Source organism: Undibacterium sp. Tian12W, from assembly GCF_049339405.1.
In the GTDB taxonomy this organism is placed as follows: domain Bacteria; phylum Pseudomonadota; class Gammaproteobacteria; order Burkholderiales; family Burkholderiaceae_D; genus Undibacterium.
Map to the genome: position 1 here is coordinate 164,141 of NZ_JBMPPK010000008.1, position 14,942 is coordinate 179,082.

The window sequence follows — 14,942 nt, forward strand, 5'->3', positions numbered from 1 at the left end:
GCGGACTCTGACAGTATATAAATCGCGTATGTTGACGGTAATAACATGCATTTGGGGCGGGCTTTTCTCTTCCCATGCAAATCTAGGAATGAATGAGTGACGACAGAACGCGAAATTGATCAGCTATTGGTTGAGCGCGTCCAGCGTGGTGACAAAAAAGCATTCGAGCTTCTGGTTTCCAAATATCAAAGGAAATTAATGCGGCTCGTGTCCCGGCTCGTCTATGACCACGCAGAAGCGGAAGATGTAGTACAGGAAGCATTTATCAAGGCGTACAGGGCGTTACCGAATTTTCGTGGTGAATCGGCTTTTTATACCTGGTTATACCGTATCGGGGTAAATACGGCGAAAAATCATCTGGTTACGCAAGGGCGCAGAGCCCCCACATCAACAGAATCTGATGTGGATGAAGCTGAGTCCTTTGTTGATGCAGATGGGCTAAGAGATATTAATACGCCGGAATCCTTACTGGCGAGCAAACAGATAGCTGAGACCGTCAATTTGGCCATGTCCACCTTGCCGGAAGAATTGCGTAATGCAATCACCCTGCGCGAGATAGAAGGCTTGAGCTACGATGAAATTGCAGAAGTCATGCTATGTCCGATAGGGACAGTCAGAAGCAGAATATTCAGGGCGCGAGAAGCGATAGCAGAGAAATTGCGACCCTTGTTGGGTACGACACTGGAACAACGCTGGTAAAGCACGGGGCAAAGTCTGTATCCAAATGAAAAGTAGTGCAAACGAATTTAAAAATAGTGGTAAAAGGTGAAAATGATGAACAAAAGCACAAATCAACATGAGAGCATTTCAGCCATGGCAGATGGCGAATTGAGTGATGCTCAGCTGGATTCCCTGCTTGCGAGTTTAAATGAAGCAGAAAGCAAGGATGCATGGGAAATTTATCACCAGATCGGCGATGTGCTGCGTTCAGAAGAATTGGCGGTCACTTTCAGTGCTGATTTCTCTCAGCGGTTTTCTGCAAAATTGAATGCTGAACCCGTCATCCTGGCACCACGCGCCATGCAAAAAACAGACACTCAGGATAAGCAAAGAAAACACAAGTTCCTGGGCACTTATGCAGCCGTGGCCAGTATGGCGGCCGCTGCGGTGTTTGCTTTTATCATGATCCCGCAATTGCAGTCCTTTCAGACTAAGCCTGATGCTGCGATTCAGATCAGCAGTAGAGCGACAAACCCGGGTAGTGTGCAGCTAGCCAATCATAGCAACAACCAGAGCGCCAATACCCTGGCAGCAAATGAGCAGACCAGTCAGCCTGCCCAGCTCGCACAGGGCAGCGATAAAAAAGTCGCAGAACTGGATATGTTGCGCGATCCCAGAATTGACAGCTATCTGATGGCGCATCAGCGTTTTTCTCCTGCCATCAATAACGGAGCGCAATACGTTACACACGCTAACGCTGTTTCATCTGCTGCGGAAAAATAAATATGATGTGCGTATGGCGTTTTAATATCGCATTGGCTGGGTCTGCGTGCCTGCTTGGTTTATGGGCACCAGCAATGGCACAAGACACGATAGACGATAAGCGTGAAGTGCATAGTGTATTGCGTAAAATGCAATCCTCAGCACAGAAAATGAATTACTCAGGTACTTTTGTTTATCAGCAGGCCAATCAAATCAGAACTTCCAGAATCACTCATGTTCTTGATGGGAATAATGAACTCGAAAAACTGGAAATTCTTGATGGTCAACCTCGTGAATATTTGCGAAAAAACGAAGAAGTAACCTGCTATCTCCCTGACAGCAAAACCCTGCAGATAGAGAAAAATGCGACACAAGAAGTATTCCCCGCCTTGCTGACCTCGAATGCGCAATCTCTCCCAGAATCTTACGCCATAAAAAAAGCTGATCTCAGTCGCGTGGCAGGTATTGATTGCCAGACATACTTGCTGGACCCCCGTGATGGCTTTCGCTATGGTTATCGACTCTGCGTAGAAAAAAATTCTGGCTTGCTGCTGCGTGCGCAAACGGTCAATACCAAAAATGAAGTCATAGAGCAAATCGCTTTTACTCAACTGACTATTGGCGACATCGACAAGCAGAGGGTAAGACCTACTTTTCAAAATACTGCACAGTGGCAGGTTGAAAATCTGACGGTGCAATCCAATATTCATTCAGGATGGGTTGTGAAATCTCTGCCAGCCGGTTTCAAGAAAACCCGAGAGATGAAACGGCTGATCCCCGCTGCCGGCAATGCAAAAAACAGCGATGGAACAGCGATCAAATCGCACCAGGTAGTGCAAATGATTTTTTCTGATGGCCTGGCAGCGATTTCCGTTTTTATTGAACCGGATAGTGAAAACCGTACTGAAGGCAGTTTGCAACAAGGCGCCATGACCATTATGGGCAAGCGCCATGCAGAATACTGGCTTACAGTCGTGGGTGAAGTGCCAGCCACCGCAATCCGGCAAGTAATGAACTCAATTGAATTTAAACCTAAATAAGCGAATGACACCATGAAAGCGAATAAACTTTTTCCAATTGAAAAAATTGCTTCCACCCTGGTCTTGAGTGCCTGCGTGGGTTTTATAGCGCCGACTGCAATCAATGCCAACCCAGTGGCAGAGGCAGCATCTACAGTTGGCTTGCCTGATTTTACTGAACTGGTCGAGAAATCCGGTTCGGCTGTTGTGAATATCAGGACCACAGAAAAAGTTCCGGCTGGACAAAATGGCGGCATTGCTGGAGATGACCAGATGCCTGAGATTTTACGCCGCTTCTTTGGTGTGCCGATGCCAACCCCAAAACAGCAGCCCACGCCGAAAAACCGCAAACAGGCGCCTCAGCAACAAGAGGAAGAAGTGCCACGCGGTATCGGCTCTGGCTTCATTATCTCCCAAGACGGCTATGTTTTAACTAATGCGCACGTAGTTGAGGGTGCTTCCGAAGTCTATGTCAAACTGACAGACAAGCGTGAATTCAAGGCAAAAGTTGTTGGCGCTGATCGCCGTACAGATATAGCGGTTTTGAAAATTGACGGAAACAAATTGCCCCGCGTCACCATAGGTGATTCCGATAAAATCAAGGCAGGTGAGTGGGTGATTGCCATCGGTTCACCCTTTGATCTTGAAAACACAGTGACTGCTGGCATTATCTCAGCCAAAGCGCGGGACACCGGTGATTTCCTGCGTCATATACAAACCGATGTGGCTGTTAATCCAGGTAATTCTGGTGGCCCGCTTATCAATATGCGTGGCGAGGTGATTGGTGTTAATTCCCAAATTTTCAGCCGTTCTGGTGGTTATATGGGTATTTCATTTGCTATTCCTATCGATGATGCCATGAGTGTCGTTGAGCAATTGAAATCTATCGGTAAGGTTGTACGTGGTTACCTTGGTGTTCAGCATGCTGATGTAGCCAAAGACGTTGCTGAAAGTATGAATCTCCCGAAAGGGCAGGGTGCATCTGTACAGCGCGTCATGCCGGGTTCTCCAGCGGAAAAGGCTGGCATTGAAGCTGGTGATGTGATTATTAAAGTTAACGGTGCCGTCATTGAAAAAGCAGTTGATTTGAATCGTGCTATTGGTGACATAAAACCTGGCGGCAAGGCAATAGTGACTGTATGGCGGAGAGGTGGAGCAAAAGATATAGTGGTGACTGTTGCTGAAGTGGAGGCAGAAAAAACGCCCGCAAAAACAGGAAAACAAAAAAATGAATCCGCTGCCAATGTATTTGGATTGACAGTGACTGACCTGACAGAAGCGCAGAAGCGCGATGCTCATGTCAACGGCGGTGTGATACTTGAAAATGTCGAAGGTGGCGCTGCCCGTGCTGGCCTCCAAGCTGGCGACATCATCATACGTATCGGTAATTCAGATATTAAAGACGCCAAGGAATTCACAGCTGCTATAGCGAAAGTTGATCAAAAGAAACAAGTTTTACTTTTGGTTAAGCGTGGCGACGTATCTCAGTTCGTGACAGTGCGTCCTGCAAGTCAATAAACTTTTCAAGTAAATTGAAGGCCACCTGCAATGCAGGTGGCCTTTTTTCTTTTGTAGGTCTGATATTGGCGACTTATAATGCAGGCATGGAGAATGCAATACGCGCATGATGTTAGCAATCTCAACCACTTTAGGCAGGAATGATGATTCAATTTACCCTTTATTCACGCAGTTATTGTCATCTTTGCGATGACATGCTCGAACAACTGCAAGCCTATAGCCCTGAATATGGCTTCACCGTCAAGGTGGTCGATGTCGATCAGGATGATGAGATGCTGGCCTTGTATGATGAGCTGGTGCCCGTCCTAGTAGGCCAGAAAGAAGGCCAGAGCCAGCAAAGAATTTGCCACTATTACTTAGACCCCGCAGCACTGAAAGCCTTTTTCCATGCATGACCTGACACCTGGTTTATCTCTGTTTGATTATGAAAATGAAGTGATTTGTGGTGTGGATGAAGCGGGCAGGGGGCCATTGGCCGGCCCTGTCATGGCTGCAGCTGTGATCCTCGACCCAAATCGCCCGATTGCAGGCTTGCGCGATTCGAAGAAACTCAGCGAAGCAAAACGTGAGCTGCTGGCGGTAGAAATCAAGGAACATGCGCTGGCCTGGTGTATTGCTGAATGTTCTGAACAGGAAATTGATGAACTCAATATCCTGCAGGCGACCATGCTGGCCATGCGCCGTGCAGTTGAAGGCCTGTCTGTCACACCAACACTGGCACTGATTGATGGCAATCGTTGCCCGGTCATGCCAGTTCCATCAGAAGCCATCATCAAGGGCGATGACAAGGTAGCGGCAATATCGGCCGCATCTATACTCGCAAAAACTGCCCGTGACCATGTCTTGATGCAGTTGCATGAAACCTACCCTCAATATGCGCTGGATCAGCACAAGGGCTACCCTACAGCCTTGCATCTGGAGCGTTTGCGTGAACATGGTGTATCGCCGATACACCGAAAGTCTTATGCGCCTGTGAAAGCTTTACTCAAATAAATGAAATCGATTACTTCCCGCGACAATCCTCTCTACAAGGAATTCAAACAGCTTGCCACCAGTTCGCAGGCAAGGCGCAAGGCCGGTCGCACCTTGCTTGATGGCGTGCATCTGTGTGAAGCCTACTTCCAGCATCTGGGTGCACCAGAGTATTGCATCGTTGCAGAAAGCAGCCTGCATCATGCCGAGGTGGCCGCTGTTTTGGCGCAAAGCGAGCAACAGAGAACGCAATGCATTTGCCTGCCGGATGCCTTGTACAAGGCGCTAAGCCAGGTTGAGCATGGCGTAGGTGTTATGTTTATCATTGCCACGCCAGCACCTGAATTTCCAGCGGCCCTGGCGGCCTCTTCTGTGATACTGGATAATTTGCAGGACCCTGGTAATCTCGGCTCCATCCTGCGCAGCGCAGCGGCGGCGGGTATAAAAAATGTATTTTGCAGCCCCGGTACCGCATTTGCCTGGTCACCCAAAGTCATGCGTGCAGGTATGGGGGCACATTTCTTACTGAATATTTTTGAAAATGTCGATTTGCCAGCATTGTTAAGTAAAGCCACGATACCAGTGCTGGCCACCAGTTCTCATACCAGGCAGACTATCTATCAAAGTAATTTGAATCAGGAAGTAGTCTGGCTGTTTGGTCATGAAGGGCAGGGCGTCTCACCTGAATTGATGTCCATGGCTACAAGCACAGTGACCATACCCCAGCAAGCGGCGATAGAGTCACTGAATGTAGCCGCCAGTGCCGCAATCTGCTTTTTTGAGCAAGTCCGGCAGCAGTTGGCGACAAAAAATCAGTAAATCCGTACGTCAGATTTAATTTCCTGCAAAATCGTGGTCGAAATCTCCTCTATCGATTTTGCAGTGGATGACAGCCAGCGTATGCCTTCGCGCTTCATCATCAGCTCCGCCTCGTTGACTTCATAGCGGCAGTTTTCCAGGGAAGCATATTTGCTGCCGGGGCGACGTTCATTACGAATTTCTGACAGACGTTCAGGCGCAATACTCAAGCCAAAAATCTTGCCTTTAAATTCAGGCAATGCCGATGGCAACTTGCCTCGTTCAAAATCATCAGGAATCAAAGGATAGTTTGCGGCCTTGATACCATATTGCATCGCCAGATACAGCGTGGTTGGCGTTTTGCCTGAGCGCGACACGCCCACCAGTATTACATCCGCCGTTGATAAATTCTTGTTGGACTGACCATCATCATGTGCCAAAGAGAAATTGATGGCTTCTATCCTGTTTTTATATTCTTCAGAGTCTGTAATATTGTGGCTGCGCCCTATGGTGTGGGTGGATTTGACACCCAATTCCTGTTCCAGTGGTGACACAAAGGTTTGTATCAAATCCATGTGCAAGCCCTTGGATTTAAAAACAACGCCAGCGAGGTCAGCTTTGACCAGTGTGGAAAAGACGATGGGGCGATTGCCTTCAGCCGTATAGGCATCATTGATCTTGCGCACGGCTTCGTGGGCTTTTTCCAGCGTATCGATAAAAGGCAGGCGAATTTGCTTGAATTTGAGGTCAAATTGCGTCAATACCGAGTGACCGAAGGTTTCCGCAGTGATGCCAGTACCATCAGAGACGAAAAAGACGGTACGGTTAGCTGCAGGCCGTGCTTGCTGGGGAGTATCTGACATGATAGTTTTATATGAATAATGACAATAGACTGGACGAAATATATTTGTACTCTTAGAAACAAAAAAGACTGCAAATTCTTATTCCGTTTAGATAAATCTTGCAGGACACAATGTAAAATGCTGCAACAGCATGTCCAGCGTAGCTCGCCTCAAGAATAACAAAAAAATAGCGGGATACGAAGCAGCACGGCTTTAAATAGCATGGAACAGCAAAGATTTCTTACCATCAAAAAGAGGTTGTTATGTCCAACGCAGCAATTACTGAAGCAACTTATGTTGCCTCGTTTGAGCATTTACGCATGACGGATGTTGAATCCGTCGGCGGGAAAAATGCTTCTTTAGGCGAAATGATCAGCCAGCTGGCAACTGCCGGTGTGCGGGTTCCTGGTGGTTTTGCCACCACGGCACAAGCTTTTCGCGATTTCCTGACGCATAGTGTTGATGGCGGTTTACCACTGGAAAAACGCATTGCCGACCGTCTTGAGGGGCTTGATATCGACGACGTCAAGGAACTGGCAAGAGCCGGTGCAGATATCCGTCAATGGATCATCGACACGCCATTTCAGCCACGCTTGCTGACAGGGATAGAAGAGTTCTACAACAAGCTGGTTTCTGACTCTACGGCTGAAATGTCATTCGCCGTGCGTTCTTCAGCTACGGCAGAAGATTTGCCTGATGCGTCTTTCGCAGGTCAGCAAGAAACTTTCTTGAATGTTGTCGGAATTGACAATATTTTGGAGGCAATGAAGCATGTATTTGCCTCACTGTATAACGACAGGGCAATTTCTTACCGTGTCCATAAAGGCTTTACCCATGCTGAAGTCGCCTTGTCTGCTGGTGTGCAGCGCATGGTGCGTTCCGATTTGGGTGCTGCTGGCGTCATGTTCACGATAGATACAGAATCCGGTTTCAAGGACGTAGTGTTTATCACGTCCAGCTATGGCCTTGGCGAAACCGTAGTGCAGGGTGCGGTTAATCCTGATGAATTCTATGTCCACAAACCTATGTTGGAACTGGGTAAATTGCCAGTTATCCGCCGTAATATTGGCTCCAAACTCATCAAGATGGAATTCACTGGTGAAGCCAAGGCTGGCCGCTCGGTCAAAACAGTCGATGTGCCAGTGGAATTGCGCAACCGTTATTCCCTGAATGACACTGAAGTAGTAGAACTGGCCAAATATGCGACCATCATCGAAAAACATTATGGTCGCCCTATGGACATCGAATGGGGCAAGGATGGCCGTGACGGTAAGCTGTATATCCTGCAAGCTCGTCCAGAGACAGTTAAATCCCAGCAAAAGGCCACTGATGCGCAGCAGCGCTTCAAACTCAAAGGCAGCGGCACAGTATTAGCCTCTGGCCGTGCGATTGGTCAAAAGATAGGCGCAGGCCGCGTACGCGTTATTCATGACCCATCCGAGATGGAGAGGGTACAACCCGGCGACGTATTGGTTGCCGACATGACAGACCCCAACTGGGAACCCGTCATGAAGCGCGCTGCCGCGATTGTCACCAACCGCGGTGGCCGCACCTGCCATGCAGCGATCATCGCCCGCGAACTGGGTGTGCCAGCTGTCGTTGGATGTGAAGATGCGACTGATGTACTGAAAGACGGCACCCTGGTCACAGTCTCTTGTGCTGAAGGTGATGAAGGCAAGATTTACGATGGTTTACTGGAAACTGAAATCACTGAAGAGTTGCGTGGTGAATTGCCCAAGCTGCCTTTGAAAATCATGCTCAATGTCGGCAATCCTCAACTGGCATTTGACTTCCAGTCAGTACCAAATGAAGGTGTGGGCCTGGCACGTCTGGAATTCATCATCAACAATAATATCGGCGTACATCCAAAGGCAATACTGGAATATCCGAATATTGATGCTGACCTCAAAAAAGCAGTGGAATCTGTTGCCCGTGGACATGCCTCTCCAAGAGCTTTTTATGTAGATAAACTGGCAGAAGGCATCGCGACTATCGCTGCTGCATTCTGGCCCAAGAAAGTCATCGTCCGCTTGTCTGATTTTAAATCGAATGAATACAAGAAGCTCATAGGTGGATCACGCTACGAGCCGGATGAAGAAAATCCTATGCTGGGTTTCCGCGGCGCTGCGCGTTATCTGGCACCGGATTTTGCCGAGTCATTTGAAATGGAATGCCAGGCAATGAAACGTGTACGTAATGAGATGGGTCTGACCAATGTAGAAATCATGGTTCCTTTCGTACGTACTTTGGGCCAGGCTGAAAAAGTCGTGAACCTGCTGGCAAAAAATGGCCTCAAACGTGGTGAAAATGGCTTGCGCCTGATCATGATGTGCGAAGTACCATCGAATGCAATTCTGGCAGAAGAATTTCTGCAATTCTTTGATGGCTTCTCTATCGGTTCCAATGACTTGACGCAGTTGACCCTGGGTCTGGATCGCGACTCTGGTATGGAATTGCTGGCTGCAGATTTTGATGAACGTGATCCTGCAGTGCGCGCCTTGCTGTCACGCGCCATTGCGGCTTGCCGCAAACTCGACAAGTATGTTGGTATCTGTGGCCAGGGCCCATCTGATCATCCTGACTTTGCTGAATGGCTGATGAAAGAAGGAATAGAATCAATTTCCCTGAATCCTGATTCTGTGATTGATACCTGGCAGAAATTGGCCGCGGTTGGAAAATAAATAGTTTTGGTCTTGAAGTAAAAACGGGAATTTCTTGCAAAAGAATTCCCGTTTTTTCTTGTTGGTGCGCCGCAACATAAATTGATTGAGACCCTTGTATATTTTAAAATTAAGACTAGACTACCCTTGTCGAAACTAAAGAAAAAGAAAATCAATACTTCAACAAAATTCCTGGAAAAGCCCTCGTTACCACGCTAGGTAACGGGGGCTTTTTTGTGGGTAAATTTCTACGGCGATTACCGATGAAAAATATAAGCCAGTCGTGGAAAATGCAAAAGTAGCAGAATTTATAAATACAAAAATTGATAAGGAGAATAAGAATATGAGCGGATGGATGATGTGGATGATACTGGCTGGCGTAGTCGTGATATTTGAGTTGTTCACGGGTACGTTTTACTTATTGATGATTTCAATTGGTCTGGTGGCAGGGGCTGTTGCTGCTGTTTTTCAATTGGGTACAGAAAGCCAAATGATCGTAGCGGCTGTTGTTGGCGCGCTTGCGACTGCGGCTTTGCACAAGAGTAAATACGGCTGGAAAGAAAATGCCAATGCAGCCCGTGACCCGAATGTGAATATGGATATCGGTCAAACCTTGCAAGTCAATGAATGGAAAGAATTAGGTAATGGCAAGTTTGCCGCGAGAACCATGTATCGCGGTGCCATGTGGGATGTGGAATTACAGCACTCGGTAGGCTATCCCGGTGCTTATGTGATTGAAGAAATACAAGGTAGCCGTTTGATAGTGAAACCTTCATAGCAGTACAAAAATCAATATAGATCGATACAAGACAGTCTAAATAACAATAAAGGTAAGGATATGGAAAATATAGGTGGCGTCGCTCTGGTTTTATTAGTGTTGGCAATGGTATTTGTTTTCAAGACCATCAATGTCGTACCACAACAGCATGCCTGGGTAGTGGAACGTCTGGGTAAATATCATGCCACGCTGGGGCCAGGCTTAAATATCGTGGTGCCTTTTGTTGATCGCATCGCTTATAAACACATACTGAAAGAAATCCCACTGGATGTACCGCCGCAGGTTTGTATCACCAGGGACAATACGCAGTTGCAGGTAGATGGTATCTTATATTTTCAGATTACCGATGCCATGCGCGCCTCATATGGTTCTTCAAACTATATTGCGGCGATCACACAACTGGCGCAAACCACCTTACGTTCTGTTATCGGTAAAATGGAATTGGATAAAACCTTTGAAGAGCGCGACCACATCAATACCACGATCGTGAATGCGATTGATGAATCTGCAGCCAACTGGGGTGTCAAGGTCTTGCGGTATGAAATCAAGGATTTGACACCACCAAAAGAAATTTTGCATGCGATGCAGGCGCAAATTACTGCTGAGCGTGAAAAACGTGCATTGATCGCTGCGTCAGAAGGCCGCAAGCAAGAGCAGATCAATATTGCGACAGGTGAGCGTGAAGCGTCGATAGCCAAATCTGAAGGTGAAAAACAGGCATCGATCAACCGCGCACAAGGTCAGGCGGCAGCTATTTTGGCGATTGCAGAGGCCAGTGCAGAAGCTATCCGCAAGACAGCCGCAGCGATACAGTCACCCGGTGGTGCAGATGCCGTTAATCTGAAAGTCGCAGAACAATATGTCAGTGCATTTGGTAACCTGGCTAAAACCAATAACTCAATTATTGTTCCAGCTAACCTGGGTGATATGAGTGGCCTGATCGCGACAGCCATGCAAGTTGTCAAGTCTCAAAAACCTACCGTCATCGAGTCGCCGCGACGACCCGTCTAATCTAATGAGGAGTGTGACAGGCTCCTCATTATCGTAACACTACCCACACAAATCCCCGTTGTACTGCTGGCATCTACCAGATGCCAGTAGCGCTGCTGCATGTCCGGAACAAACCGGAATTTTAAAAAAGAAGAGGCTAAGTATGTTTGAAATTATTTTGGCAAGCATCGTTGTTGTTCTTATTTTGCTGTTGTATAGCAGTAATGTGCTCGTATATATCTCGAATGAAAAAATCGGTATCGTTGAAAAGAAATGGTCAGCCAGTGGTTCTGTCCAGCATGGGTTTATTGCACTGAATGGCGAGGCTGGTTTCCAGCCTGAAGTCTTGCGTGGTGGCTTCCATATGTTTTTCCCGTTTCAATATTCCATACATAGGCATGATCTGGTGACCATACAGCAAGGTACTCTGGCTTATGTATTTGCCCGCGATGGGCAAGCCATGGCACCCACACAAAACCTGGCTTGCAATAAGGAGGCCAATGACTTTACCGATGTCCGCAGCTTCCTGACCAATGCTGGTCAAAAAGGTTTGCAACGCAAGATACTGCGTGAAGGTACTTACGCGATCAACCTGGCACAATTTGTGGTGCTGACTGCTGAGCGTGTCTATGCCTTGCCTTTGCCTGGTGATGGCAATATCAGTAACGATGGTATTGTGGTTGGCCAACTGGCAGAAATGCTTGATGAACTGCGCACACGTAATGGTTTCCTGCCCTTGGTGATACGTGACGATAAACTGGCAGTCATCACCACGCATGAAGGACAGTCTTTGCCCGAGGGTACTATCGTTGCCCCGGTGGTGGGCGCTGATCCGCATGAAGGTCGCAACTATCATCATGACTTCCAAAATCCTGAGGTGTTTATCGAAGCTGGTGGTTACAAAGGTCGTCAGTTGCAGGTGCTGGTGGAAGGTACTTATTATCTGAACGCACGTTTTGCCAGCTATGAAATAGTAGAGAAACGCGTAGTGCCGGTTGGCTATGTCGGCGTTGTCGTGTCTTACACCGGTAAGGCAGGGAATGATGTGACAGGGGACGCATACCGCCACGGCGAACTGGTCAGTAGTGATGAAAAAGGTGTACAAGTATCTCCACTGTTACCAGGCAAATATGCGCTGAACCCCTATGCAAAACGTGTCATTGATGTGCCAACAACCAACTTCATCTTGAAATGGCAGTCCGGTCAGGTGGGGTCACATGAACTCGACAAACATTTGAGCGAAGTGTCATTGATTACCAAAGATGCGTTCGAGCCAGATCTGCCCCTGTCAGTTGTCGTTAATATCGACTACAAAATGGCACCGCTGGTCATACAAAGATTTGGTGACATCCAGAAATTGGTAGAGCAAACCCTGGATCCGATGGTGGCTGCGTATTTCAAGAACATAGGCCAGGGCAAGACACTGATCGAATTGCTGCAGGAACGTTCAGACATACAAGAGCGTGCAAAAGCAGAAATGCGCAAGAATTTTGAAGGCTATAACCTGACCCTGAATGAAGTCTTGATAGGCACGCCGCGCGCTAAAAATGGTGATACCCAGATTGAAGTTATCCTGAAGCAATTGCGTGAGCGCCAGGTATCAAGAGAGCAACTGGAAACCTATAAAACCAAGGAAACTGCGGCAGTACAAGAACGTATTTTGCGCGAAGCAGAAGCCCGCGCAAAACAGCAAACTTCCATTACCGAATCAGAACTGGCCGTCAAGATTGCAGAAAATCACGGTAGTGCTGCCGTCCAAAAAGCAATCAAGGCGGCGGAAGAAGCGCGTCAGGTTGCTTCTGGTGCGGCAGATGCAAAACGTACCCTTGCCAATGCTGAGGCTTACCAAATCCAGCAGATAGGTGAGGCGCAGGCGAAAGCGACTGAATTGAACGTAGAAGCCTACGGTGGTCCAGAACTGCAATTCCAGCAAACAGTCTTGCTGCGCTTTGCTGAAGCGATAGAAAAAGGCCACATCGCCATGGTGCCCAGCATACAGACTGGTGGCAATGGCAGCAGCTCTGCCGTCGATGCTTTTCTGGCACTGGCTGCAAAAGACTTGCTGAATAAAGGGGAGGGCAGGACAGCAATTATAAATGCCGGTTAATTTTGCATTTCAGAAGTGGCTTTGATCAGGTCAAAGCCACTTCTTCTGTCGTCAGTAGGCCAAGCGCTTGGGCTTGTGGCTGCCACAGACAAATATCTGCCAGTAGTGCTTTAATATCCAGACCGGTTTCTTGTGCTGACTTTACTGCGCACTCATGTATATCCGGATTGTTGCAAGCAGCTTGTAAAAAATAATATTGCCATGGAAGCAGGGGGACCAATTGCACACGGTAATTCTGTCGGGTAAATGCGATGTAACTGGTTTCTGGATCTGGCGGTGCTGGTAAATCCTGGTCGGCAGGCGCATGTTTGGCCTGTTCCCAGTACGCCAGTAAAGGAAAGCTGGTTTTCAGTAGCCGTACACAGGCCGGGATATGGATGTCTGCATGTGAACCCATCAGCAAGTCAAACGCATTGTGGGTTTTGATTTTACGATTATTCTCCAGTCCAGGTGCCCGTATTACCTCGGTAAATGCCCGTTCCATTCTTGCTATCTCTACCGGAAACTGCAATAGCAGGTCTGCTTCGCCAGTCTTTAATTCATCTGTATTTTTCGGTTGACTCTGCAGCAGGAAACTGGCAAAACCAGCACCTAAATCATACAAAGACGGCGCACGGGAAGGATGTCGCCAGATATAGTTGTGGGCAAAAAAATTAAACAATTCATCGCCCATCAAACGATGTAGAACCGGGAAATCAGCTTGCAGGCATTCCTGCAAACGCAGGATATAGCCATGGGCATAAATATGCATGCGCGATTGCTTGCCCGGCGTGATCTTGATTACGCTTGATTCTTCCAGCCCCAGATGCTCCTGCGCCAGCGACAAGCCTCTCGCAAGGCCACCAGGCGCAGTCATTACCGTTAAAAACCAGTGCTGCAATTGCGATAGCGACGGATCAGGTGCAGACTGGCTCATGAAGTGCTGAGTTCTTCCAGTTGAAAATGCACAGGCGTAGAAATGCTTGTGCCCGATGCAGCATTGATTTTCATCTCTGGAAAATGACCAGTCATGACCAATTGTGCCTTGTACAGTTCTGCCAGTAAATCTGGGTAAGCCGGGATATTGGCATCCCATTCCAGTAGCGTGGAAACACCACCCGTCAATGTCTGCGCCAGTGCATACAAATGCCAGACCGGAGTTGGCACAGGCTGATCATGCGTATCTATCATATAGTCGCCATGATGACTTGGTCCCGCCAGATGAATTTGCACGATGCGGTTCGCAGGCAGGTTGCGTATATAACGTTCAGCATCAAAGCCGTGATTGTAGGCAGACACATAGACATTATTGACATCCAGCAGTAGCCCACAACCGGTTTTTTCGGTTAACCGACTTAGAAATTCATCCTCCGCCATGTTTGACTGTTCAAATTCTACGTAGGTACTGGGGTTTTCTATAATCAGTGGACGTTCCAGAAAATCCTGCACTATGCGTACTCGTTCAGCTACATGCGCTAGCGTGGCCTCATTCAAGGGTAGTGGCAGCAGATCATGGGTATTCATTGCTGCTGCGCCTGTCCAGCACAAATGATCAGATACCCAAACTGGTTGTAATTCCTTTGCCAGTTGCCTGAGCTTTTTTAGATAGTTGAAATCCAGGCCATCTGTACTACCTATCGACAGCGAAACACCATGCATGACAATGGGACAGGTTTGCGCTATGCGTTCCAGAACGTGGCGTGCATAACCATGGTTATCAATGAAGTTTTCTGTAATCACTTCAAACCAGGCTACTCCGGCTCCGTGTTCAAGTATGTGCTCAAAGTGCGTATTGCGCAGACCAACGCCCAGGCCCAGGTTGGGCAGGCCCAGACGTGGCTGCAAAGTGTGCATAGT

General features: G+C 47.9%; 14 protein-coding genes. 11 read left to right on the top strand and 3 right to left on the bottom strand.

The window, feature by feature from the left end:
* The first annotated feature begins 96 nt into the window (after nucleotides 1-96).
* The 7 genes from rpoE to ACO0LI_RS12065 all read left to right on the top strand — a co-directional run bounded on the left by rpoE (nucleotide 97) and on the right by ACO0LI_RS12065 (nucleotide 5,750).
* Nucleotides 97-699, top strand: a complete 603-nt coding sequence (gene rpoE, locus ACO0LI_RS12035) for an RNA polymerase sigma factor RpoE (protein WP_422949839.1) — start codon at nucleotides 97-99, stop codon at nucleotides 697-699.
* A gap of 75 nt (nucleotides 700-774) precedes the next feature.
* The gene (locus ACO0LI_RS12040; protein ID WP_422949840.1) at nucleotides 775-1,443 is read left to right on the top strand and encodes a sigma-E factor negative regulatory protein; all 669 of its coding nucleotides are present in this window, start codon (nucleotides 775-777) and stop codon (nucleotides 1,441-1,443) included.
* A gap of 74 nt (nucleotides 1,444-1,517) precedes the next feature.
* Nucleotides 1,518-2,462 (top strand): MucB/RseB C-terminal domain-containing protein, encoded by a 945-nt coding sequence (locus ACO0LI_RS12045; RefSeq protein WP_423032747.1) that lies wholly within the window; start codon nucleotides 1,518-1,520, stop codon nucleotides 2,460-2,462.
* Between the two features lie 12 nt (nucleotides 2,463-2,474).
* Nucleotides 2,475-3,959: a DegQ family serine endoprotease gene (locus ACO0LI_RS12050; protein ID WP_423032748.1), complete on the top strand. Its 1,485-nt coding sequence runs from the start codon at nucleotides 2,475-2,477 to the stop codon at nucleotides 3,957-3,959.
* Between the two features lie 143 nt (nucleotides 3,960-4,102).
* Nucleotides 4,103-4,354, top strand: a complete 252-nt coding sequence (locus ACO0LI_RS12055) for a glutaredoxin family protein (RefSeq protein WP_423032749.1) — start codon at nucleotides 4,103-4,105, stop codon at nucleotides 4,352-4,354.
* Nucleotides 4,347-4,952, top strand: a complete 606-nt coding sequence (rnhB, locus tag ACO0LI_RS12060) for a ribonuclease HII (RefSeq protein WP_423032750.1) — start codon at nucleotides 4,347-4,349, stop codon at nucleotides 4,950-4,952. Before ACO0LI_RS12055 ends, rnhB begins: the two co-directional genes overlap by 8 nt.
* Nucleotides 4,953-5,750: a TrmH family RNA methyltransferase gene (locus tag ACO0LI_RS12065; protein WP_423032751.1), complete on the top strand. Its 798-nt coding sequence runs from the start codon at nucleotides 4,953-4,955 to the stop codon at nucleotides 5,748-5,750.
* On the opposite strand, the gene ppsR is transcribed toward ACO0LI_RS12065, so the two are convergent.
* Nucleotides 5,744-6,592, bottom strand: a complete 849-nt coding sequence (ppsR, locus tag ACO0LI_RS12070) for a posphoenolpyruvate synthetase regulatory kinase/phosphorylase PpsR (protein WP_422949846.1) — start codon at nucleotides 6,590-6,592, stop codon at nucleotides 5,744-5,746. The genes ACO0LI_RS12065 and ppsR overlap by 7 nt on opposite strands.
* A 242-nt stretch (nucleotides 6,593-6,834) precedes the next feature.
* Between ppsR and ppsA the strand changes: the two genes are divergently transcribed.
* The 4 genes from ppsA (at nucleotide 6,835) to ACO0LI_RS12090 (ending at nucleotide 13,106) form a co-directional block, all read left to right on the top strand.
* Complete coding sequence (gene ppsA, locus ACO0LI_RS12075) at nucleotides 6,835-9,252, top strand: phosphoenolpyruvate synthase (protein WP_423032752.1); 2,418 nt, start codon at nucleotides 6,835-6,837, stop codon at nucleotides 9,250-9,252.
* Between the two features lie 262 nt (nucleotides 9,253-9,514).
* Nucleotides 9,515-10,009: an NfeD family protein gene (locus ACO0LI_RS12080; protein ID WP_423032753.1), complete on the top strand. Its 495-nt coding sequence runs from the start codon at nucleotides 9,515-9,517 to the stop codon at nucleotides 10,007-10,009.
* A gap of 60 nt (nucleotides 10,010-10,069) precedes the next feature.
* Complete coding sequence (locus ACO0LI_RS12085; protein WP_110253544.1) at nucleotides 10,070-11,020, top strand: SPFH domain-containing protein; 951 nt, start codon at nucleotides 10,070-10,072, stop codon at nucleotides 11,018-11,020.
* A 142-nt stretch (nucleotides 11,021-11,162) separates the two neighbouring features.
* Nucleotides 11,163-13,106, top strand: coding sequence for an SPFH domain-containing protein (locus tag ACO0LI_RS12090; RefSeq protein ID WP_423032754.1), 1,944 nt, complete (start codon nucleotides 11,163-11,165; stop codon nucleotides 13,104-13,106).
* Nucleotides 13,107-13,131: 25 nt separating this feature from the next.
* Here the strand turns inward: ACO0LI_RS12090 and ACO0LI_RS12095 are convergent, their stop codons facing one another.
* Both ACO0LI_RS12095 and ACO0LI_RS12100 read right to left on the bottom strand, forming a co-directional pair.
* Nucleotides 13,132-14,022, bottom strand: a complete 891-nt coding sequence (locus ACO0LI_RS12095; RefSeq protein WP_423032755.1) for a DNA-binding domain-containing protein — start codon at nucleotides 14,020-14,022, stop codon at nucleotides 13,132-13,134.
* On the bottom strand, nucleotides 14,019-14,939 hold the full coding sequence (locus tag ACO0LI_RS12100; protein WP_423032756.1) for a DUF692 domain-containing protein: 921 nt from the start codon (nucleotides 14,937-14,939) through the stop codon (nucleotides 14,019-14,021). The genes ACO0LI_RS12095 and ACO0LI_RS12100 overlap by 4 nt, the downstream gene beginning before the upstream one ends.
* Nucleotides 14,940-14,942 lie beyond the last annotated feature (3 nt).

Coding starts and splice junctions, on each gene's coding strand:
- ACO0LI_RS12095 (WP_423032755.1), bottom strand. CDS start 14,022: ATGAGCCAGTCTGCACCTGATCCGTCGCTATCGCAATTGCAGCACTGG.
- rnhB (WP_423032750.1), top strand. CDS start 4,347: ATGCATGACCTGACACCTGGTTTATCTCTGTTTGATTATGAAAATGAA.
- ACO0LI_RS12040 (WP_422949840.1), top strand. CDS start 775: ATGAACAAAAGCACAAATCAACATGAGAGCATTTCAGCCATGGCAGAT.
- ACO0LI_RS12085 (WP_110253544.1), top strand. CDS start 10,070: ATGGAAAATATAGGTGGCGTCGCTCTGGTTTTATTAGTGTTGGCAATG.
- ACO0LI_RS12055 (WP_423032749.1), top strand. CDS start 4,103: ATGATTCAATTTACCCTTTATTCACGCAGTTATTGTCATCTTTGCGAT.
- ACO0LI_RS12090 (WP_423032754.1), top strand. CDS start 11,163: ATGTTTGAAATTATTTTGGCAAGCATCGTTGTTGTTCTTATTTTGCTG.
- ACO0LI_RS12100 (WP_423032756.1), bottom strand. CDS start 14,939: ATGCACACTTTGCAGCCACGTCTGGGCCTGCCCAACCTGGGCCTGGGC.
- ppsR (WP_422949846.1), bottom strand. CDS start 6,592: ATGTCAGATACTCCCCAGCAAGCACGGCCTGCAGCTAACCGTACCGTC.
- ACO0LI_RS12045 (WP_423032747.1), top strand. CDS start 1,518: ATGGCACAAGACACGATAGACGATAAGCGTGAAGTGCATAGTGTATTG.
- ACO0LI_RS12065 (WP_423032751.1), top strand. CDS start 4,953: ATGAAATCGATTACTTCCCGCGACAATCCTCTCTACAAGGAATTCAAA.
- ppsA (WP_423032752.1), top strand. CDS start 6,835: ATGTCCAACGCAGCAATTACTGAAGCAACTTATGTTGCCTCGTTTGAG.
- ACO0LI_RS12050 (WP_423032748.1), top strand. CDS start 2,475: ATGAAAGCGAATAAACTTTTTCCAATTGAAAAAATTGCTTCCACCCTG.